The sequence below is a fragment of the Pseudomonas berkeleyensis genome (genome assembly GCF_014109765.1).
Lineage (GTDB): Bacteria > Pseudomonadota > Gammaproteobacteria > Pseudomonadales > Pseudomonadaceae > Aquipseudomonas > Aquipseudomonas berkeleyensis.
Genome location: NZ_CP059139.1, coordinates 4,462,501 through 4,480,757, shown reverse-complemented (window position 1 = coordinate 4,480,757; position 18,257 = coordinate 4,462,501). Strand labels below are relative to the sequence as shown.

Annotated in this window: 19 protein-coding genes (1 of these 19 running past the window's edge); 13 read left to right on the top strand and 6 right to left on the bottom strand. The window is 60.8% G+C overall.

Features of this window, described 5'->3' with window-relative positions:
* The first annotated feature begins 247 nt into the window (after window positions 1-247).
* The 4 genes from HS968_RS20765 to HS968_RS20750 are packed head-to-tail and all read left to right on the top strand — an operon-like array spanning window position 248 to window position 3,851.
* Window positions 248-1,147 carry a heme/hemin ABC transporter substrate-binding protein gene (locus HS968_RS20765; protein ID WP_182368497.1) on the top strand — a complete coding sequence of 300 codons (900 nt, stop codon included), beginning with the start codon at window positions 248-250 and terminating at the stop codon, window positions 1,145-1,147.
* Window positions 1,148-1,197: 50 nt separating this feature from the next.
* Window positions 1,198-2,184 (top strand): FecCD family ABC transporter permease, encoded by a 987-nt coding sequence (locus HS968_RS20760; protein WP_182371663.1) that lies wholly within the window; start codon window positions 1,198-1,200, stop codon window positions 2,182-2,184.
* Window positions 2,184-2,951, top strand: a complete 768-nt coding sequence (locus HS968_RS20755; protein ID WP_182368496.1) for a heme ABC transporter ATP-binding protein — start codon at window positions 2,184-2,186, stop codon at window positions 2,949-2,951. The genes HS968_RS20760 and HS968_RS20755 overlap by 1 nt, the downstream gene beginning before the upstream one ends.
* 15 nt (window positions 2,952-2,966) lie before the next feature.
* Window positions 2,967-3,851, top strand: coding sequence for a ChaN family lipoprotein (locus HS968_RS20750; protein ID WP_182368495.1), 885 nt, complete (start codon window positions 2,967-2,969; stop codon window positions 3,849-3,851).
* Between the two features lie 338 nt (window positions 3,852-4,189).
* Here the strand turns inward: HS968_RS20750 and HS968_RS20745 are convergent, their stop codons facing one another.
* The 4 genes from HS968_RS20745 to HS968_RS20730 all read right to left on the bottom strand — a co-directional run bounded on the left by HS968_RS20745 (window position 4,190) and on the right by HS968_RS20730 (window position 7,456).
* The gene (locus HS968_RS20745; RefSeq protein WP_119694620.1) at window positions 4,190-4,987 is read right to left on the bottom strand and encodes a cyclic nucleotide-binding domain-containing protein; all 798 of its coding nucleotides are present in this window, start codon (window positions 4,985-4,987) and stop codon (window positions 4,190-4,192) included.
* Between the two features lie 105 nt (window positions 4,988-5,092).
* Window positions 5,093-5,365: a TfoX/Sxy family protein gene (locus HS968_RS20740; protein WP_106737012.1), complete on the bottom strand. Its 273-nt coding sequence runs from the start codon at window positions 5,363-5,365 to the stop codon at window positions 5,093-5,095.
* A gap of 99 nt (window positions 5,366-5,464) precedes the next feature.
* Entirely contained in the window at window positions 5,465-5,809 is a 345-nt protein-coding gene (locus HS968_RS20735; protein WP_182368493.1) for a pentapeptide repeat-containing protein, read from the bottom strand.
* Between the two features lie 84 nt (window positions 5,810-5,893).
* Window positions 5,894-7,456, bottom strand: coding sequence for a bifunctional aminoglycoside phosphotransferase/ATP-binding protein (locus HS968_RS20730; RefSeq protein WP_182368492.1), 1,563 nt, complete (start codon window positions 7,454-7,456; stop codon window positions 5,894-5,896).
* A gap of 114 nt (window positions 7,457-7,570) precedes the next feature.
* Here HS968_RS20730 and mrcB point away from each other — a divergent pair, with 114 nt between their 5' ends.
* The 3 genes from mrcB (at window position 7,571) to HS968_RS20715 (ending at window position 10,966) form a co-directional block, all read left to right on the top strand.
* Window positions 7,571-9,889, top strand: coding sequence for a penicillin-binding protein 1B (mrcB, locus tag HS968_RS20725; RefSeq protein WP_179622466.1), 2,319 nt, complete (start codon window positions 7,571-7,573; stop codon window positions 9,887-9,889).
* Window positions 9,890-9,956: 67 nt separating this feature from the next.
* Window positions 9,957-10,637 (top strand): tetratricopeptide repeat protein, encoded by a 681-nt coding sequence (locus HS968_RS20720; RefSeq protein WP_182371662.1) that lies wholly within the window; start codon window positions 9,957-9,959, stop codon window positions 10,635-10,637.
* Window positions 10,637-10,966, top strand: a complete 330-nt coding sequence (locus tag HS968_RS20715) for a YqcC family protein (RefSeq protein WP_179622465.1) — start codon at window positions 10,637-10,639, stop codon at window positions 10,964-10,966. The genes HS968_RS20720 and HS968_RS20715 overlap by 1 nt, the downstream gene beginning before the upstream one ends.
* An 18-nt stretch (window positions 10,967-10,984) precedes the next feature.
* On the opposite strand, the gene HS968_RS20710 is transcribed toward HS968_RS20715, so the two are convergent.
* Window positions 10,985-11,419 (bottom strand): DUF4124 domain-containing protein, encoded by a 435-nt coding sequence (locus HS968_RS20710; RefSeq protein WP_179622464.1) that lies wholly within the window; start codon window positions 11,417-11,419, stop codon window positions 10,985-10,987.
* A gap of 402 nt (window positions 11,420-11,821) precedes the next feature.
* Here HS968_RS20710 and HS968_RS20705 point away from each other — a divergent pair, with 402 nt between their 5' ends.
* Both HS968_RS20705 and ilvN read left to right on the top strand, forming a co-directional pair.
* Entirely contained in the window at window positions 11,822-13,546 is a 1,725-nt protein-coding gene (locus HS968_RS20705; RefSeq protein WP_119694638.1) for an acetolactate synthase 3 large subunit, read from the top strand.
* 2 nt (window positions 13,547-13,548) lie between these two features.
* Window positions 13,549-14,040: an acetolactate synthase small subunit gene (gene ilvN / locus HS968_RS20700; RefSeq protein WP_037001488.1), complete on the top strand. Its 492-nt coding sequence runs from the start codon at window positions 13,549-13,551 to the stop codon at window positions 14,038-14,040.
* A 53-nt stretch (window positions 14,041-14,093) separates the two neighbouring features.
* Here the strand turns inward: ilvN and ilvY are convergent, their stop codons facing one another.
* Window positions 14,094-14,975: an HTH-type transcriptional activator IlvY gene (ilvY, locus tag HS968_RS20695; RefSeq protein ID WP_119694626.1), complete on the bottom strand. Its 882-nt coding sequence runs from the start codon at window positions 14,973-14,975 to the stop codon at window positions 14,094-14,096.
* Window positions 14,976-15,100: 125 nt separating this feature from the next.
* Here ilvY and ilvC point away from each other — a divergent pair, with 125 nt between their 5' ends.
* The 4 genes from ilvC to msrQ form a co-directional block, all read left to right on the top strand.
* Window positions 15,101-16,117, top strand: coding sequence for a ketol-acid reductoisomerase (gene ilvC / locus HS968_RS20690; RefSeq protein WP_106737003.1), 1,017 nt, complete (start codon window positions 15,101-15,103; stop codon window positions 16,115-16,117).
* 147 nt (window positions 16,118-16,264) lie between these two features.
* The gene (gene pssA, locus HS968_RS20685) at window positions 16,265-17,080 is read left to right on the top strand and encodes a CDP-diacylglycerol--serine O-phosphatidyltransferase (protein ID WP_106742747.1); all 816 of its coding nucleotides are present in this window, start codon (window positions 16,265-16,267) and stop codon (window positions 17,078-17,080) included.
* 66 nt (window positions 17,081-17,146) lie between these two features.
* Window positions 17,147-18,157 (top strand): protein-methionine-sulfoxide reductase catalytic subunit MsrP, encoded by a 1,011-nt coding sequence (msrP, locus tag HS968_RS20680; protein WP_182368491.1) that lies wholly within the window; start codon window positions 17,147-17,149, stop codon window positions 18,155-18,157.
* Window positions 18,157-18,257, top strand: partial view of a protein-methionine-sulfoxide reductase heme-binding subunit MsrQ gene (gene msrQ / locus HS968_RS20675; protein ID WP_182368490.1) — the start only. The gene runs 526 nt beyond the window's last position; only the first 101 of its 627 coding nucleotides appear in the window; it begins with the start codon at window positions 18,157-18,159; its stop codon lies off the right edge, out of view. The genes msrP and msrQ overlap by 1 nt, the downstream gene beginning before the upstream one ends.

Sequence of the window (18,257 nt, the reverse complement as noted above, 5' to 3'; positions counted from 1 at the left end):
CGAGCGGGGTAGAGGCGCGTAGCGCGTTGTTCGGCAGTGGAATGGGTGTGATGTTGTCGAGACTATTTATCTGCTGCAAATAATTATCAGGTGAATTATGTTCTCTCAATCGCATCGCTGTGTCGGTACGCGTGCGCGCGACGAATGCTGTGCACTGGCCGAAGCGCTGCCTGTTCTGGCCTGAAACACGAGCGCCGACCATTCGAAGTCCTGAGTCGGCCTATCTCACGTTCGAGGAGTCGAGACCATGCGTCTTGCACATATTCTGGGCGGCCTGACCGCCGTCCTGCTCTTTCCCAACCTGGTTCTGGCTCAGGAGTCGTTGCCGCAGCGCTGGGTCAGTTCCGGTGGTGCGCTCAGCGAGTGGGTCGTGCAGCTCGGTGGTGAAGACAAGCTGGTGGGCGTCGATACCACCAGCCGCCATCCGGTAGCGCTGAGCAAACTGCCCAGTATTGGCTATCAACGGCAACTGGCTGCCGAAGGCATTCTTGCGTTGCAGCCGGATCTGTTGCTCGGCAGCGAAGAAATGGGGCCGCCTCCGGTGCTCGAGCAACTGGCGGCTGCCGGCGTGCGTATCGAGCGCCTGAGTGCACAGGCCGAATTGGACAGCCTGCAGGCCAACCTGCAACGCCTGGGGCAGTTGCTCGGTGATGAGGCGGCAGCGCAGCGCGCCTACGCTGACTACCTGGCGCGCTTGCAGGCGCAACGGCAATGGGTCGAGCGGGCGCAGCACGACCAGGCGGCGCCAGGCGTTTTACTGCTGATCGGGCATGCCGGCGGCAGTCCGTTGGTCGGTGGTGTCGATACGGCAGCGGATTGGTTGATCAGCCATGCCGGAGGCCGCAATCTGGCCACTCACAGTGGCTACAAGGCACTGTCCAGTGAAGCGTTGCTGGCACTCGATCCGCAGGTCGTGGTGGTTGCCGATCGCGCGCTGGAGGGGGAGGCGGCCAGGCAGGCATTGCTGCAACAGAACCCGGCGTTGGCGGGAACCCGTGCCGCGCGTGACGGGCGCCTGTTGGCGCTCGATCCAACGCTGCTGGTAGGGGGGCTTGGGCCTCGCGTTCCGGATGGGCTGGCGATGCTGGCCGCAGGCTTTTATCCTGCCAGCCAATCCCGAGCCGCCGAAGTCCTGCGCCAGCCATGATTCCTCCTCTTCAGGCACGCCCACTGTTCATCGCATTGGGCCTGTTGCTCATGTTCGTGTTGTGGCTCTCGCTGGCGCTGGGGCCTGTCAGCCTGCCATTGGGCGATACCCTGCGTGCGGCATTGCGCTTGCTCGGTGTGCCGCTGGCAGCCGATGCCGCGGTGCAACAGGCAGAGCTGATCCTGGCGCAGATCCGCGTGCCTCGTACTTTGCTCGGGTTGGCTGTGGGCATGGTGTTGGCACTCTGCGGTGTGGCGATGCAGGGCTTGTTTCGCAACCCGCTGGCCGACCCGGGTTTGGTCGGGGTTTCCAGTGGCGCTGCGCTCGGCGCGGCAGTGGCCATCGTCGGTGGTGCCGCCTTCGGCGGTTTGCACGAGGCGTTCGCGCCCTATCTGTTATCGGCTTTTGCTTTCATCGGTGGTTTGCTGGTGACGGCTCTGGTCTATCGCCTGGGGCGGCGCGACGGGCAGACCAACGTGGCGACCATGTTGCTGGCCGGTATCGCACTCACGGCGCTCGCCGGCGCCGCCATCGGTCTGTTCACCTACCTGGCTGACGATGCGACCCTGCGCACCCTGACCTTCTGGAACCTGGGCAGCCTCAACGGTGCCAGCTATGCCCGGCTCTGGCCACTGCTGCTGGCCACACTGGCTGTCGCACTGTGGCTGCCGCGGCGTGCACGGGCGTTGAATGCCTTGCTACTGGGCGAATCGGAAGCACGGCACCTGGGCTTCGAGGTAGAACGGCTCAAGCGTGAGCTGGTGTTCTGCACGGCGCTGGGAGTGGGCGCTGCGGTGGCGGCTGCCGGCCTTATCGGATTCATCGGACTGGTGGTACCGCACCTGATGCGCTTGCTGGTGGGGCCTGATCATCGTCTGCTGCTGCCGGCCTCGGCACTGGCTGGAGCGAGCCTGCTGTTGCTGGCCGACCTTGTTGCGCGGTTGGCACTGGCACCCGCCGAATTGCCGATCGGGATCGTCACGGCGCTTATCGGTGCCCCGTTCTTTCTGTACCTGCTGGTGCGGGGGAGAAGCTGATGCTGCAGGTCGAACAGCTGGAAATTCGCCGCGGTCAGCGCGTCGTGCTCAGTGGTATCGATCTGCAGCTGCGCCCAGGAGAGTTGCTGGGTGTGCTGGGGCCGAACGGTGCGGGCAAGAGCACCTTGCTCGCGGCCATGACCGGCGAGCTGCCCGCCAGTGCCGGACAGGTAACACTGGATCGGCGTGCGCTTGATGACTGGTCTGGGCCGGAGCGTGCCCGGCGTCTGGCAGTGTTACCGCAGAGTTCTAGCCTCAATTTCGCCTTTCGCGTGGAAGAGGTAGTCGCCATGGGGCGTTTGCCCCATGACAGCGGTCGTGTGCGTGACGCGCAGATCGTGCAGGAGGCGCTGCAAGCAGCAGATGCTGCGCACCTGGCGGGCCGCAGCTATCTCGCGCTGTCTGGTGGAGAGCGCCAGCGCGTGCACTTGGCGCGAGTGCTGGCGCAATTATGGCCAGGTGGTGAGGAGCAGATTCTGCTGCTCGACGAGCCGACGTCGATGCTCGATCCGCTGCACCAGCACACCTGCTTGCAGGCGGTCAGGCGCCTGGCTGAAGCTGGCGCGGCAGTGCTGGTGATTCTCCACGACCTCAACCTGGCCGCGCGCTATTGTGATCGACTGCTATTACTGGAGCAGGGCAGGATGCATGCTCTGGGTACGCCGGCTGAGGTGCTGCGAGCCGAACCGCTACAGGCAGTGTTTGGCCTGGAAGTGCTGGTGCAAACTCATCCCGAGCGTGGTCATCCGCTAATTGTCGCACGCTGATCGCTGGAGCCTGTCATGCGAGTCGTTCTGCTGAGCTGTCTGATCTTGCTCGCTGCCTGCCAGAGCCAGCATGTGTTACCGCCGCCTGCGCCCATCGCGCCGTTGGGGCGCGAGCATGCCGACCTTGGCCGCATCGTCGATCTGAACAGTGGGCAAACGATCAGTCCGCAGCAGCTCGTATCGCGTTTGGCGGAGGCCGAGCGGGTGCTGGTCGGCGAGCAGCATGACAACCCCGATCATCATGCCCTGCAGCTGTGGCTGTCGCGTGAGTTGTCGAAGCGGCGAGCGCAGGGCAGCGTGTTGATGGAAATGCTCAACCGCGATCAGCAAGAGAAGGTCGCTCAGGCTCAGGCGGTTATCCGTGAAGGCCAGGCGATGGCCGATCCATTCGACGCACTGGCCTGGCAGCCAGGGTGGGACTGGTCGCTCTATGGGCCATTGGTGTTGCATCAACTGCGTCAGCCTTATCCCTTGCTCGCCGCCAATCTGGATCGTGCCGAGATCATGCAGATCTACCGTCAACGGCCACTGCTGCAAGGCGAGCGTTCCAGTGCGGCGAACGTTCAGGAAAGGCTGCTGAGCGACATCCGCGACTCGCACTGCGGCCTGCTGCCGGTGAGCCAGTTACCGGCGATGCTCGCCGTACAACAGCAGCGTGACCGGCGCATGGCTGAGGCCTTGTTGGCGGCTCCGCAACCGAGTCTGCTATTTGCCGGCGCCTTCCATGTGCGCAAGGATCTTGGCGTACCGCTGCACCTGATCGACCTCGGGGTGCGGAACACCACTGCCGTGCTGATTCTTGCCGAAGTCGGCCGTTCGGTGGACGCGTCCATGGCCGACTACGTCTGGTACACAGCGGCCCAGCCTGAGCAGGATCACTGCGCCAAACTGCGACCCTAGCCGCTTCTTGCGATGGGCTGATCAGCCGTGTCACCTTGCTTTCAACCTGTCGGACTGGCTGGCGCAGGTCGAGGATTGAGACAGGCTGTCGAGCGGGCAAAAAAAGACCCGGCAAGAGCCGGGTCAATAACCGTGATTAGCCTGATGAGGAGATAATCTGAAGAGTCCGACTGAATGGTCTCTTTAGCTTATCGGCTGATCTCGCGACCAGTTGAGATAATAATAACAATTCTCATTTCATAGTCAACGCCCTTTTGAGAATTTTTCTCAGAAAGTTTCCCAGGGCTCAGAAATGCAAAACCCCGGCCTCTGCCGGGGTTCGTCGAGTCTTTCCTGTTTCAGGAAATGGTCGGTACGCGCAGTTGAGTGACTTCCTTGTTCAGCAGGTCGATGCGCCGCGCCATGCTCTCGATCAGGCTATGGGCGATGCGCGGGTTGCTTTGCATCAGGCTGAGGAATTGCTCCTTGGGGATCACCATGACGGTGCAGGGCTCGCTGGCGACTACCGTGGCGCTGCGCTTCTCGCGGGTGAATACCGCCATGGCACCGAAGATCTCGTCTTTCTGCACGTCACCGACTTTCTGCCCGTCGACCAACGCTTCGGCGTGCCCCTCTATGATGATGAACACGTGGTCGGCGTCGTCACCCTGGTGGATCAGTTCCTCGCCGGCGGCGAAGTGCTGGAAACCGGTAGCTGGACGGATCTCCGGTTGTTTCAGGCGTGCGAGTGCGTCGGAGAGCAGGGCGGTATGGCCGATCAGGTAGTGAATGAACTGTTCCTGACGCTGCTCGCTGGCATAGATGTGCTGGAACACTTCACTGCGTGAATAGGGGAGCAGGCTGATGGGTTCTTCGCTGCTGTAGCGGCAACTGGGCAGGTCGATGCCCTGGCGCAGGCCGACCAAGTCGCCTTCCTGCAGGTAGAACAGCGGACGTTCGTCGACCACTGCATGCAGCAAGCCATTCTCGATGATGAACAACTGGTTGCCCGGCAGTACCTGGGCCAGATCATCGACTCGCTCCAGACGCAGTGGTTCGCCAGCGGGTTGCAGTCCTTCCAGCAACTGAGTGGGGATGCTCTGCAGGCGATTGATCAACTGATCGGCGTAGGCCGGTTGCTCCCCGAGTAAATACATAACCGTAATTCCTTGAACTGGCTGGGCTGACTGACCGCACGAACGTCCCTGAAACAATAGGCTGCGGCGCGTCCTGAGTAAATCTCTACGCACTGGTGTTGTGAGCTAGCTCTTGTTGTAACCCTGCACTTCGCCCAGTTTGCCGTTCAGTTCTGCCTTGTGCGCCTCCGGCAGTTCACTCCAATGTACGTCGAGCAGTGCACCCTCTATCGCATAGAGCAGAACCTTGGAAGCACGAAAACCGCGGGCGCGTACGGCGCGGTAGGCCCCTACAGCGCCATAGCGGCGCAGGTCGTTGGCGCTGTGAATGCCTACGGCATGCAGCCACTGGGCTGAGGTTTTTCCGAGGTTCTTCAGATGTTGCAGTTCGTCGTTCATCGGGCCTCCATGCGTGCGAGAGAGTGTTTCGCGTTGGCGTGCCTGTCAGGAAGTGTAGCGGTCAATGAGGCGAGCGCCGTGTCGACTCCGCTCGCAGGTTTACTTGGTGCGATAACGCAGGCGAGTGCCGAAATTAACCGACATGAGAATTTCGTCGGCGGTCAGTTCGACCGGAAAGTAGGCGCCGGAGATCTGCGCGTGGGCCAGACTGGCCCCTTCGATCTTGGCATTACGGAAATCCAGGCCACGCAAGTCGGCACCGCGGAAATAGGCATCGGTGAAGTTGACGGCTTCGGTGTCCATGTTGCGCAGGTCGAGCCCGCGGAAATCGCCGCCGGAAAGGTCGACCTCGACGCCTTGGGGCTTTTGCGCATTGAAGCCCTTCACATCGTCGTTATGCAGCAGGTGATAGAGCGGATGATCAAGCTGGCGTGGCTGGCTCATGGCAGATACCGGTAGTGGTCTCACCGGCAGTATAGAAGCCCTGCCAGGCTTTGCCCGGCAGGGTGCGCCAACGCGTGATTCGGCTCAGATTCCCGGCAGGCGCTGGCGGATGCGCTCGACCAGGCTATCCAGGCTGGCGCTGTCATGGGTATCGACGCGCTTGCTGTGGATCACTTCTTCATCGTCGAGTGGTTCGCGAGCAGCTTGCTGCGCCTGGATCACCTCAAGCGTCGCATCGGAAGGATCTTTGCCGTCTTGCTGGCGTTGCGCCAACCAGCTGGCGATCACGGCCTCCGGTGCGTGACAGTCGAGGATCAGGAAGGGAGCCCCGGTCTGCTCGGCGACCTCGCTTGCGGCCTGACGTTGCTCGGCTTTGAGATAGGTGGCGTCGATGATTACCGGGAAACCAGCCAGCAACGTCTCGCGTGCAAGCTGGTGCAGACGATCGTAGGTCGCCTGACTGGCTTCGGCGCTGTAGATGCCTTTGGCAAGCTGATCCTTGGAGGCGTCGGTCTGCTCACCGAACAGGCGCTTGCGCTCGATGTCGGAGCGCAGGCGGATGGTGCCGAGGGCTTCGACCAGGCGCATGGCGACATGGCTCTTGCCCACGGCAGATACGCCGTGAGTGATGGCCAGGAAGGGGGAGGGAATGGCGCTGTAGCTCTCGGCCAGTGCGGCATAGCCGCGGTACTGACGCAGGATCACGGCGCGCTGCACCGGATCCTGTTCCTGGCCCAGGCGGAACAGGGCCACCTTGCCGCGCACCATCGCACGGTAGGCCTTGTAGAAATTCAGCAATTGCAGCGCAGCATAGTCACCGGTGTGCTCCAGCCAGGCGCTGATGAAGCGTCGTGCCAGGCACTTGAGGCCGCGGTCTTCGAGATCCATGGCGAGGAAAGCGATGTCGGCGGTGATGTCGGTCAGGCGGAAGGGTTCGTTGAACTCGATGCAGTCGAACAGCACCACACGGCCATCGATCTGCGCGGCGTTACCCAGGTGAATGTCGCCGTGGCATTCGCGAATGAAACCCTGTTTCTTACGCTCGCTCAGCAATGGATACAGGCGCTCATAGCTGGACTGGGCCCAGGCTTCGAGGGCTTCGAGTTGCAACAGATCGGCCTTGTCGCTGAGCATCGGGCGAATCTGGTCGAAGTTCTGTTGCACCGGCGTCATCACCGCTTCAGCGGTGCCCAGTGGATGCTCCTGTGGCACTCGCGGAGCGCTCAGATGAAAGGCTGCGATTTGCTCGGCCAGTGCATCGATATGCGTATTGCCCAGTTCGCCACGCGCCTGCACGGCACTGAGCAACTGCTCCTGGGGGAACTGGCGCATTTTCAGAGCGTACTCGATGGCGGGTGTGCTGCCGTCGAGGTTCGGAGCGTCTTCACTGCCGCCGATCGGCAACACTTCCAGATACAAATCCTGGGTCAAACGCTGGTTGAGGCGCAGCTCTTCAGCGCAAAAATGTCGACGTGCGTCGAGTTCGGTGAAATCGAGAAAGCCGAAATTGACTGGTTTTTTGATCTTGTAGGCATAGGGGCCAGTGAGCAAAACCCAGGAAATGTGGGTCTCAATGACCTGAAACCCATCCACAGGATGCGGATACAGGGCCGGGTTCTGCAATGCGGCAATCAGGGCTTGGCTCACGTTCGATCCTTGTTCTAGACGCTGTTCGAGCTCGGCATTATGGCCGCTGTGAGCGGCTCTGCAAACCATCCGAGCGGCCTGCTGGCCCCTATGTAAAGTGCGTATAATCCCGCCATGACTCGAAAACGCTCCCCCCGCTCAAACAAGAAACCCCGCTCGTCCGGTATGCGTCCCTGGCTTGGCTGGGGGCTCAAGCTCGGTCTTGTCGGCCTGGTGATCCTTGCCGTTTTTGCCGTTTACCTCGATGCCGTGGTGCAGGAGAAATTCTCCGGCAAGCGCTGGACAGTGCCGGCCAAGGTCTATGCCAGACCGCTGGAACTGTTCGTCGGCCAGAAGCTGGCCAAGGACGACTTCCTGCGCGAGCTCGATGCGCTGGGCTATCGCCGTGAGAGCACGGTTCATGGGCCGGGTGCGGTATCGGTGGCCGGTAACAATATCGAGCTGCACAGCCGTGGTTTCCAGTTCTATGAGGGCGCCGAGCCTTCGCAGAAGGTGCGCGTGCGTTTCTCCGGCGATTATGTGGCCGGGCTGACGCAGGCTGACGGCGCTAACCTGGCAGTGGCGCGACTGGAGCCGCTGTTGATCGGCGGGCTTTATCCGGCGCATCAGGAAGATCGCATCCTGATCAAGCTGGATCAGGTGCCGGCCTACCTGATCGATGCGCTGGTGGCGGTCGAGGATCGCGATTACTTCGATCATTTCGGCGTGTCGCCCAAGGGCATCGCCCGCGCGCTCTGGATCAACGCCTCGTCCGGGCGTCTGGTTCAAGGCGGCAGTACCCTGACCCAGCAGTTGGTGAAGAATTTCTACCTGACCAACGAACGCACCCTGCTGCGCAAGGCCACCGAGGCCATGATGGCGGTGCTGCTCGAACTGCACTACGACAAGCGCGAGATTCTCGAGGCTTACATGAACGAGGTATTCCTCGGTCAGGATGGTCAGCGCGCAGTGCACGGCTTTGGTCTGGCCAGTCAGTACTTCTTCAGCCAGCCGGTTTCCGAGCTCAAGTTGGAGCAGGTGGCTCTGCTGGTCGGCATGGTCAAGGGGCCCACCTATTTCAACCCACGACGTAATCCCGAGCGCGCGCTAGCCCGTCGTAACCTGGTGCTCGACCTGCTGGCCGAGCAGGGCTCGATCACTGCCGAAGAGGCTGCTACGGCCAAGCAGAAGCCGCTGGGCGTCACTTCTCGCGGGAGCATGGCCGACAGCTCCTTCCCGGCTTTCCTCGATCTGGTCAAGCGCCAGTTGCGTGAAGACTACCGCGAGCAGGATCTGACCGAAGAGGGTTTGCGTATCTTCACCAGTTTCGATCCGGTGCTGCAGCTCAAGGCCGAAGAGGCCCTGGCCGAGACGCTCAAACGTCTGGCCGGCCGCAAAGGTGTGGATGAGGTGCAGGCGGGGATGGTCGTGACCAACCCGGAAACGGGTGAGATTCAGGCGCTGATAGGCAGTCGCCAACCGCGTTTCGCCGGCTTCAACCGGGCGCTGGATGCGGTGCGACCGATTGGCTCGCTGATCAAACCGGCGATTTACCTGTCGGCGCTGGAACGCCCGAGCCAGTACACCCTGACCAGTTGGCTGGAGGATGAGCCCTTCTCCATCAAGGGGCAGGATGGTCAGGTCTGGACACCGCAGAACTACGATCGCAAGGCCCACGGCACCATCTATCTCTATCAGGGGCTGGCGCAATCCTACAACCTGTCCACGGCCAAGCTCGGTCTGGAAATCGGTGTGCCCAACGTGCTCAAGACCCTCGAGCGACTGGGCGTAGAGCGCAAGTGGCCGGCCTATCCGTCGATGCTGCTGGGGGCCGGCGCACTGACGCCGATGGAAGTGGCAGGCATGTACCAGACCCTGGCCAATGGCGGTTTCAACACACCGCTACGCGGGATTCGCAGCGTGCTCACTGCCGAAGGCGAGCCGCTCGGGCGTTATCCATTCCAGATCCAGCAGCGCTTTGATCCGGGTGCCATCTATCTGGTGCAGAACGCCATGCAGCGCACCATGCGCGAAGGCACAGGTCGCTCGGTTTACAGCCAACTGCCCAGTTCGTTGAACCTGGCTGGCAAGACCGGTACCAGTAATGACTCGCGTGACAGCTGGTTTGCCGGTTTCAGTCAGGATCTGTTGTCGGTGGTCTGGCTCGGTCGCGACGACAATGGCCCGACTCCGTTGACGGGGGCGACTGGCGCTCTGCAGGTGTGGACCGGTTTCATGCGCAAGGCTGACCCGCTACCTCTGGATATGCCGATGCCGGACAACATCACCCAGGCATGGGTGGATCGCCAGACCGGTCTCGGCTCGGCGTCGGGCTGCCCGAACGCGGTACAGATGCCTTATATTCGCGGCAGTGAACCTGCCCCGGGCTCCGCTTGCGGTATCCAGGCACCGGTCGAATCGGTGATGGACTGGGTGCGTGGCTGGTTGGATTGACGGCCGAGCCGAACGGCTCGGTGTTACCTGAAGAGGATTGGATGTGAACAAGAAGTGGCTTGCCACGATGCTGGCGACGGTAGTTCTGGGTGGTTGCAGTACGGTGCCGCAGGGTTCGATTCCGGTGATCGATGCCGGTTCTCCGCTCTCGTCCGGTGGCTCTGGCCCCGTGAATGCGCCGAGTCCGGCCGCCACGCCGCAGCGCATCGAAGAGGATTCCGGTGTGGTGGTGATGGTGCCGCAAGGCGCCGTTTCAACCCCATTGCAGACCAACTCGCAGCCAATCACCTCCAGTGGTGGCCTGACGTTCGATCCGCCCGTGAGCAGCCAGCCCTCTGCGCCGATTCAAGGTGGTTTCAGCTCCTCGGCTCCGAGCATGCCCAGTGGCATTCCCAGCGGCGGCGGTCTGGCTGCCGACGAACAGCTGGACGGGCCGGTGCTGGCGCTGCTGACTACCGCTCAGCAACAGCAGGGCGGTGGCGATCTCAATGGTGCGGCATCCAGCCTCGAACGTGCTCAGCGCATCGCCCCACGTGAGCCGCAAGTGCTCTATCGCCTGGCTGAAGTGCGTCTGGCTCAGGGCGATGCGGCCCAGGCCGAGCAGTTCGCCCGTCGCGGTCTGACTTACGCATCCGGGCGTCCAGCGCTACAGGCCAGCCTGTGGGATTTGATCGCCCAGGCGCGTGAACGTCAGGGTGATCCGGCCGGTGCCGCTCAGGCGCGTGAGCGTGCCAGGGTTAATCTGTGATGGAAAGCCGGGTTGCTCTGCTGGCTGAGCAGTTGCTACTGATCGAGCGCGAATTGCGCGTACTCGGTTGGTGGCAGGACGAGGCGCCAAGCGCCGAGGCGTTGGCCAGTCAGGAGCCGTTCTGCGTCGATACGCTGACCTTCGAACAATGGCTGCAGTGGATTTTTCTGCCGCGGATGAAGCAGCTGTTGGAGGCCGGGGCAGCATTGCCGTCGGTGTCAGGAATCCAGGCGATGGCAGAGATGGTCTATCAGCAGCAGGCGGGCGTTGCGCGCCGCTTGCAGGAATTGCTTGGCGAGTTCGATCAACTGATCACGCGCACGTCCTGACGGAGTGCGCGCTCTGCATCACTTGCAGTTTTCCGCGATGGATTTCTTCAGCTCGGTGATGCGTTCCTGGCGTTCGTTCTCGTCGATACGGCGCACTTCGCCAGCATCTTCGATGCGCAGGCGTGGGTTGTTTTCCAGCTGAGCCAGGTTGGTGCGGGCGTTCTCGCAGTACTGCTTGCGTTCGGCTTCTTGCTTCGCCACATCCTCCTTGACCTTCTTGTCGATGGCCGCCTGCTCGGGGTCGAGCTGCTCCTCTACCGTCGGTGCCGGCTCGCTGCTGGCCGGGCGGGGAGGAGGGGCGGAAGGATTGATCGTCGTTGCCTGCTGACCCTGTGGCGGCTGTGCGCCGAAGTGAGTGACGCCCTGTTCGTCCACCCACTTGTAAATCTGGCTGGCCATGGCGGTCGTGCTCAGGGCGAGCATCAAGGTGCCAGTAAGGATCATGTGGCGCATGCTGTTTCCTTTGTCGAGAGCTGCGGTGCTGCTGGTTACTATAACCAAAAGCCAACAATCTTCATCCTGCGCTACGTCACAGCAGAAGATCGAATAATAGGTTACACATCTCTTGACTTGCCCCTGCCGAACCCGAACAATCCAGCCTTCCCCCGTAGTGGAGTCCGCCGCAAGCGTCCTTCAGCTCGGGGAAAAGAGGCGCTACCCGCGCCGAACCGTGACACCCGCAACGCGTTACCTCGCGCTGGGAGGGCCAGCCCCGCAAGACCATGGGCTGCTCCGTTACTCGTCAAGCTGATGTTCTGAATCCACGATCACCGTCGTGCATGTCCGCTGACAGTAAGAACCTACTTAGGGCTACCCGTTCGTGGGTGGCATACTGGCGTTCAAGAGGTGAACAACGTGGAGCTTTTATCTGGCGCTGAAATGGTCGTCCGCTTCCTGCGTGACGAAGGCGTTAAGTACATCTATGGGTACCCTGGTGGTGCTCTCCTGCATATCTACGATGCCCTGTTCAAAGAACCGGAAGTGACCCACATTCTGGTGCGTCACGAACAGGCAGCGACTCATATGGCTGACGGCTATGCCCGCGCCACCGGTAAAGCCGGTGTGGTGCTGGTCACCTCTGGCCCAGGCGCGACCAATGCCATCACTGGCATCGCCACCGCCTACATGGACTCCATTCCGATGGTGGTGATTTCTGGTCAGGTGCCGAGCAACATGGTCGGTACCGATGCTTTCCAGGAAACCGACATGGTCGGTATTTCCCGCCCGATCGTGAAGCACAGCTTCATCATCAAGCACCCAGCAGAAATCCCTGAGGTGCTGAAAAAGGCTTTCTACCTCGCCGAATCTGGTCGTCCCGGCCCGGTCGTGGTCGACATCCCGAAAGACATGGGTGACCCGACCCAGAAGTTCGAATACGTCTACCCGAAGAAGGTCAAGCTGCGCTCCTACAGCCCGGCGGTGCGTGGTCACTCCGGCCAGATCCGCAAGGCTGCCGAGATGCTCCTGGCCGCCAAGCGTCCGGTCATGTATTCCGGCGGTGGCGTAATCATGGGCAATGCTTCTGCGCCGCTGACCGAGCTGGCGCAGATGCTCAACCTGCCGGTCACCAACACCCTGATGGGCCTCGGTGGCTATCCGGGTACCGACCGCCAGTTCATCGGCATGCTTGGCATGCACGGCAGCTACACCGCCAACCTGACCATGCATCACGCCGATGTGATCCTGGCCGTCGGCGCGCGCTTCGATGACCGCGTGATCAACGGTGCGGCAAAATTCTGCCCGAACGCCAAGATCATCCACATCGACATCGATCCGGCTTCGATCTCCAAGACCATCAAGGCCGACATTCCGATCGTCGGTCCGGTGGACAGCGTGTTGACCGAAATGGTCGCCATCCTCAAGGAAATCGGTGAAACCCCGAACAAGGACACCGTTGCCAGCTGGTGGAAGCAGATCGACGAGTGGCGCGGTGGTGGCCGTCTGTTCCCCTACAACGAGGGCGACGGTTCCATCATCAAGCCGCAGGCCGTGATCGAAACCTTGTGCGAAGTGACCAAAGGCGATGCCTTCATCACTTCCGACGTGGGCCAGCACCAGATGTTCGCGGCGCAGTACTACCGCTTCAACAAGCCCAATCGCTGGATCAACTCCGGCGGCCTGGGCACTATGGGCTTCGGTTTCCCAGCGGCGATGGGCGTCAAGATGAACTTCCCGGATGCCGACGTGGCTTGCGTGACCGGCGAAGGCAGCATCCAGATGAACATCCAGGAGCTGTCGACCTGCCTGCAGTACGACCTGCCGGTGAAGATCGTCAACCTGAACAACGGTGCGCTGGGCATGGTTCGCCAGTGGCAGGACATGCAGTACAGCAGCCGTTACTCGCACTCCTACATGGAATCGCTGCCTGACTTCGTCAAGCTGGCCGAGGCCTATGGTCATGTGGGCATGCGTATCACTGCGCTGAAAGACCTCAAGCCCGGACTTGAAGAAGCCTTCGCATTGAAAAATCGACTGGTGTTCCTCGACATCGCCGTGGATACCAGCGAGCACGTCTACCCGATGCAGATCAGGGACGGCGCTATGCGTGACATGTGGTTGAGCAAGACGGAGCGGACCTGAGCATGCGACACATCATTTCCCTGCTGCTGGAAAACGAGCCGGGCGCACTGTCCCGCGTGGTCGGTCTGTTCTCCCAGCGTAACTACAACATCGAAAGCCTCACCGTAGCGCCGACCGAGGATCCGACGCTGTCGCGCCTGACTCTCACCACCGTTGGCCAGGATGAAGTGATCGAGCAGATCACCAAGAACCTCAACAAGCTGGTCGAGGTGGTCAAGCTGGTCAACCTGTCGGAGAGCGCTCACATCGAGCGCGAGCTGATGCTGGTGAAGATCAAGGCCACTGGCGCCCAGCGCGCCGAGGTCAAGCGCACCACCGATATCTTCCGCGGCCAGATCGTGGATGTGACCAGCAGCGTCTATACCGTGCAACTGACCGGTACCAGCGACAAGCTGGATAGCTTCATCCAGGCCATCGGCACGGCGTCGATCCTGGAAACCGTGCGCAGTGGCGTTACCGGTATCGCGCGTGGCGACAAGGTACTGAGTATCTGATCGCAACGCTCAAATGAAGCCCCGCCAAGTGCGGGGCTTTTTTTCGCCGACGGTTATTGCTGGCGGTTCCAGAAGGCTGCGATCAACGGGTCTTTCAGGCGTTTTTCCAGCGCGAACAGGCCGATATCGTAGGCGGTCAACGGTGGTTGAATGTCGTAGATGCGAATGCGCGCGGTCAGAGGGCTGTTGTCGAGAACGATCTGCGGTACTACGCCGATGCCGAAGCCCAGGCTCACCATGCTGACGATGGCTTCGTTACCGCTCACCTGGGCATAGATGCGTGGTTTGATGCTATGGCTTTTCAGCCAGCGGTCGGTGCGAACCCTTGCTAGGCCCTCTTCCGAGAGAATCATTGGCACGTCTTTCCAGCTCTCCGCTGACGGGTGCTTGAGCTGCTCTTCGGTAAGAAGTTGAGGTGACTGCGGCCCGATGAAGCGTAGTTCCGAACGTGTGATCGACTGAAAATCGATGCCTGCTGGCAGATGGTCGGGGCGGGCGCCGATGGCCAGGTCTTCCAGTCCCTGTTGCACGCGCTCGACGGCCTTGGCCGGATCACCAGTGTGCAGCTTCATTTCGATGCGCGGGTAGTCCTGTCGGAAGCTGCTGAGGATGTCGTAGAGAAAGCTGTAGCTCGCCGTTACCGAGCAGTACAGGGAAAGCTCGCCATGCAGGACGGACTGATCCTCCATGAACGTCTGGCGAATGGCCTGCCAGCCGTTCATGACCTCGCTCGCGTACTCACGGAATTTCTGCCCTTCACGGGTCAGGCGAACCGAGCGATTGTCGCGCACGAAGAGTGGGGCGCCGAGTTCGTCTTCGAGTTGCTTGATGCTGCGACTGAGCGCCGACGGGCTGACATGTTGCTCGCGACTGGTTCTGCCGAAGTGCAGGTTGTCTGCCAGGGAAAGAAAGAGGCGAAGTGCGTGGCTATCCATGGTCGTTTCATATAGCGGCATGTTGTGTTGCAAATATATCATTTTACGCAATGGGACGGATCACTTAAGGTGCCTGTGTCGCGGTGCTAGCACCCCATCCTTTTCGATACATAAGAGCCAAGAACATGAAAGTTTATTACGACAAAGATTGCGACCTCTCCATCATCCAGGGCAAGAAAGTCGCCATCATCGGTTACGGCTCCCAGGGCCATGCCCAGGCCTGCAACCTGAAAGATTCCGGTGTGGATGTCACCGTTGGCCTGCGTAAAGGCTCTGCCACCGTTGCCAAGGCAGAAGCCCATGGCCTGAAAGTGACTGACGTTGCCAGCGCCGTTGCTGCTGCCGACCTGGTGATGATCCTGACCCCGGACGAGTTCCAAGGCCAGCTGTACAAGAACGAGATCGAGCCGAACATCAAGAAGGGCGCTACCCTGGCCTTCTCCCACGGCTTCTCGATCCACTACAACCAGGTCGTTCCGCGTGCCGACCTCGACGTGATCATGATCGCGCCGAAAGCTCCGGGCCACACCGTACGTACCGAATTCGTCAAGGGCGGCGGTATTCCTGATCTGATCGCCGTTTACCAGGACGCTTCCGGCAACGCCAAGAACGTTGCTCTGTCCTACGCTTCGGGCGTTGGCGGCGGTCGTACCGGCATCATCGAAACCACCTTCAAGGACGAGACTGAGACCGACCTGTTCGGTGAGCAGGCTGTTCTGTGTGGCGGTACTGTCGAGCTGGTCAAAGCCGGTTTCGAAACCCTGGTCGAAGCGGGCTACGCGCCGGAAATGGCCTACTTCGAGTGCCTGCACGAGCTGAAGCTGATCGTCGACCTGATGTTCGAAGGCGGCATCGCCAACATGAACTACTCGATCTCCAACAACGCCGAGTACGGTGAGTACGTGACCGGCCCGGAAGTGATCAACGAGCAGTCGCGCCAAGCCATGCGCAATGCGCTGAAGCGCATCCAGGACGGCGAGTACGCCAAGATGTTCATCACCGAAGGCGCTGCCAACTACCCGTCGATGACCGCTTACCGCCGCAACAATGCCGCTCACGGCATCGAAGTGGTTGGCGAGAAACTGCGTGCGATGATGCCGTGGATCTCTGCCAACAAGATCGTCGACAAGACCAAGAACTAAGGTCTGCGATGTGTGAAAAGACGCGGCTCTATGCCGCGTTTTTTCATTCTGGGGCAAGGGTTCTGGTATAAAGCCAGCTCGCTGGCTGGCGAACTGAGCTCAGTCGTCCCGGTCGAAATCTGTCAAACCCGTTGCAAGGTGCTGTTCATGAGTGAAGGTTCCGAAGATCAAAAGCCTGCAGGCGAAAATACCGAAAGCCTGCTGCCGATCGATGAGCATATAGAGGAAGGGCAGGACGCCGAGGGGCGCAAGGTTCGTCACCGTGGCATCTACCTGCTGCCTAACCTGTTCACCACGGCCAACCTGTTCGCCGGTTTCTACTCCATCATCAATGCCATGAACGGCAACTTCTATGTCGCCGCCGCTGCTGTTTTCGTGGCCATGGTGCTCGACAGCCTGGATGGCCGTGTTGCTCGCCTGACCAACACGCAAAGCGCCTTCGGCGCCGAGTACGACTCGCTCTCCGATATGGTCGCATTTGGTGTCGCGCCGGCACTGCTTGCCTTCGAGTGGGCATTGGGCAGCATGGGCAAGGTCGGCTGGATGGTCGCCTTTATTTATGTGGCAGGCGCCGCCTTGCGCCTGGCCCGTTTCAATACGCAGATCGGTAGTGTCGACAAGCGCTACTTCATCGGTCTGGCCAGTCCGGCAGCGGCGGGGGTGGTGGCTGGTGTCGTCTGGGCATTCAGCGATTTCGGTATCAAAGGCTCGAACATGGCCTTTGCCGTGGCGTTGCTGGTTGCCGCCGCAGGCTGCCTGATGGTCAGCAACATCAAATACTACAGTTTCAAGGATCTGGATCTGAAAGGGCGCGTGCCGTTCGTGGCCATCCTGGCTGTGGTGCTGGTCTTCGCGGTGGTGTTCAGTGATCCGCCTCGTATCCTGCTCCTGATTTTCCTGGCTTACGCCGCTTCCGGCCCTGTTCAGTACCTGCTGCAACTGCGTCGTCGTAAATCTGCGTGACCCTGTAATTTCTTTCGCGCTCCGTGGTCTACAGTTCGTTTCTCGAACTGTAGTCGCGGAGTCGCCATGCTCATCCGAGTTCCTCCCCCCTCTCGGGCTCTAGAGTCCGAAGTTACCCCTGAATCCGTTTATCTCTCCCGTCGCAAGCTGATGCAGGCTTCGCTGGCTTTGGCTGCAGTGGGGGCCGTGCCGGGGTGGGCGCGTGCCGATACCCTGGGTACGTATGCTGATGCGGAGCCGGCCAAGGCGCCGGGCTGGTTCGATGAGAAATTATCGGGAACCCGCTGGCAGGCAGTCGTCGCTGAGGGTGAGAGCATTACGCCCTTCAAGGATGCGACGCACTACAACAATTTCTACGAATTCGGTACGGGCAAGGGCGATCCTGCTGCCAACGCTGGCAAGTTGCAGGTCGAGCCTTGGAGCGTCATGGTCGATGGCGAAGTTGCCAAGCCGGGGCGCTATGCCATCGAGGATCTGATCAAGCCGCATGCCTTCGAGGAGCGTATCTACCGGCTGCGTTGTGTCGAGGCCTGGTCGATGGTGATTCCCTGGTTGGGCTTTCCTCTGGCTGATCTGCTCAAGCAGGTTCAGCCAACCTCATCGGCTCGCTATGTACGTTTCGAAACCCTGGTCGATGCCGAACATATGCCGGGACAGCGCTCGGGTTTCTCTTTGATCGATTGGCCGTACGTGGAAGGGCTGCGCCTGGATGAAGCCATGCATCCGCTGGCGTTCATGGCGGTTGGCATGTACGGGCGAGTATTGCCCGCTCAGAACGGTGCGCCGTTGCGTCTGGTCGTGCCTTGGAAATACGGCTTCAAGAGCATCAAGTCCATCGTGCGCATCAGCCTCGTCGACCAGGCGCCGAAAACCACCTGGGAGCGTATCGCGCCGAACGAATACGGCTTCTATGCCAACGTCAATCCTCAGGTCGATCACCCGCGCTGGTCGCAGGCGATGGAGCGGCGGCTGCCTAGCGGGTTGTTCAGTCCGAACGTGATCGATACACGGATGTTCAATGGCTACGAAGAAGTGGCCGGGCTTTATGCGGGTATGGATTTGAGGACGTACTACTGATGCGGTATCGGCTCTGGCGCATTGCGGTCTTCGTGGCTGCGACGGTGCCACCTCTTTATTGGCTGTACTGCGCGGTGTTCGGGATCCTCGGGCCTGATCC

Coding starts and splice junctions, on each gene's coding strand:
- HS968_RS20765 (WP_182368497.1), top strand. CDS start 248: ATGCGTCTTGCACATATTCTGGGCGGCCTGACCGCCGTCCTGCTCTTT.
- HS968_RS20760 (WP_182371663.1), top strand. CDS start 1,198: ATGTTCGTGTTGTGGCTCTCGCTGGCGCTGGGGCCTGTCAGCCTGCCA.
- HS968_RS20755 (WP_182368496.1), top strand. CDS start 2,184: ATGCTGCAGGTCGAACAGCTGGAAATTCGCCGCGGTCAGCGCGTCGTG.
- HS968_RS20750 (WP_182368495.1), top strand. CDS start 2,967: ATGCGAGTCGTTCTGCTGAGCTGTCTGATCTTGCTCGCTGCCTGCCAG.
- HS968_RS20745 (WP_119694620.1), bottom strand. CDS start 4,987: ATGTATTTACTCGGGGAGCAACCGGCCTACGCCGATCAGTTGATCAAT.
- HS968_RS20740 (WP_106737012.1), bottom strand. CDS start 5,365: ATGAACGACGAACTGCAACATCTGAAGAACCTCGGAAAAACCTCAGCC.
- HS968_RS20735 (WP_182368493.1), bottom strand. CDS start 5,809: ATGAGCCAGCCACGCCAGCTTGATCATCCGCTCTATCACCTGCTGCAT.
- mrcB (WP_179622466.1), top strand. CDS start 7,571: ATGACTCGAAAACGCTCCCCCCGCTCAAACAAGAAACCCCGCTCGTCC.
- HS968_RS20720 (WP_182371662.1), top strand. CDS start 9,957: ATGCTGGCGACGGTAGTTCTGGGTGGTTGCAGTACGGTGCCGCAGGGT.
- HS968_RS20715 (WP_179622465.1), top strand. CDS start 10,637: ATGGAAAGCCGGGTTGCTCTGCTGGCTGAGCAGTTGCTACTGATCGAG.
- HS968_RS20710 (WP_179622464.1), bottom strand. CDS start 11,419: ATGCGCCACATGATCCTTACTGGCACCTTGATGCTCGCCCTGAGCACG.
- ilvN (WP_037001488.1), top strand. CDS start 13,549: ATGCGACACATCATTTCCCTGCTGCTGGAAAACGAGCCGGGCGCACTG.
- ilvY (WP_119694626.1), bottom strand. CDS start 14,975: ATGGATAGCCACGCACTTCGCCTCTTTCTTTCCCTGGCAGACAACCTG.
- ilvC (WP_106737003.1), top strand. CDS start 15,101: ATGAAAGTTTATTACGACAAAGATTGCGACCTCTCCATCATCCAGGGC.
- pssA (WP_106742747.1), top strand. CDS start 16,265: ATGAGTGAAGGTTCCGAAGATCAAAAGCCTGCAGGCGAAAATACCGAA.
- msrP (WP_182368491.1), top strand. CDS start 17,147: ATGCTCATCCGAGTTCCTCCCCCCTCTCGGGCTCTAGAGTCCGAAGTT.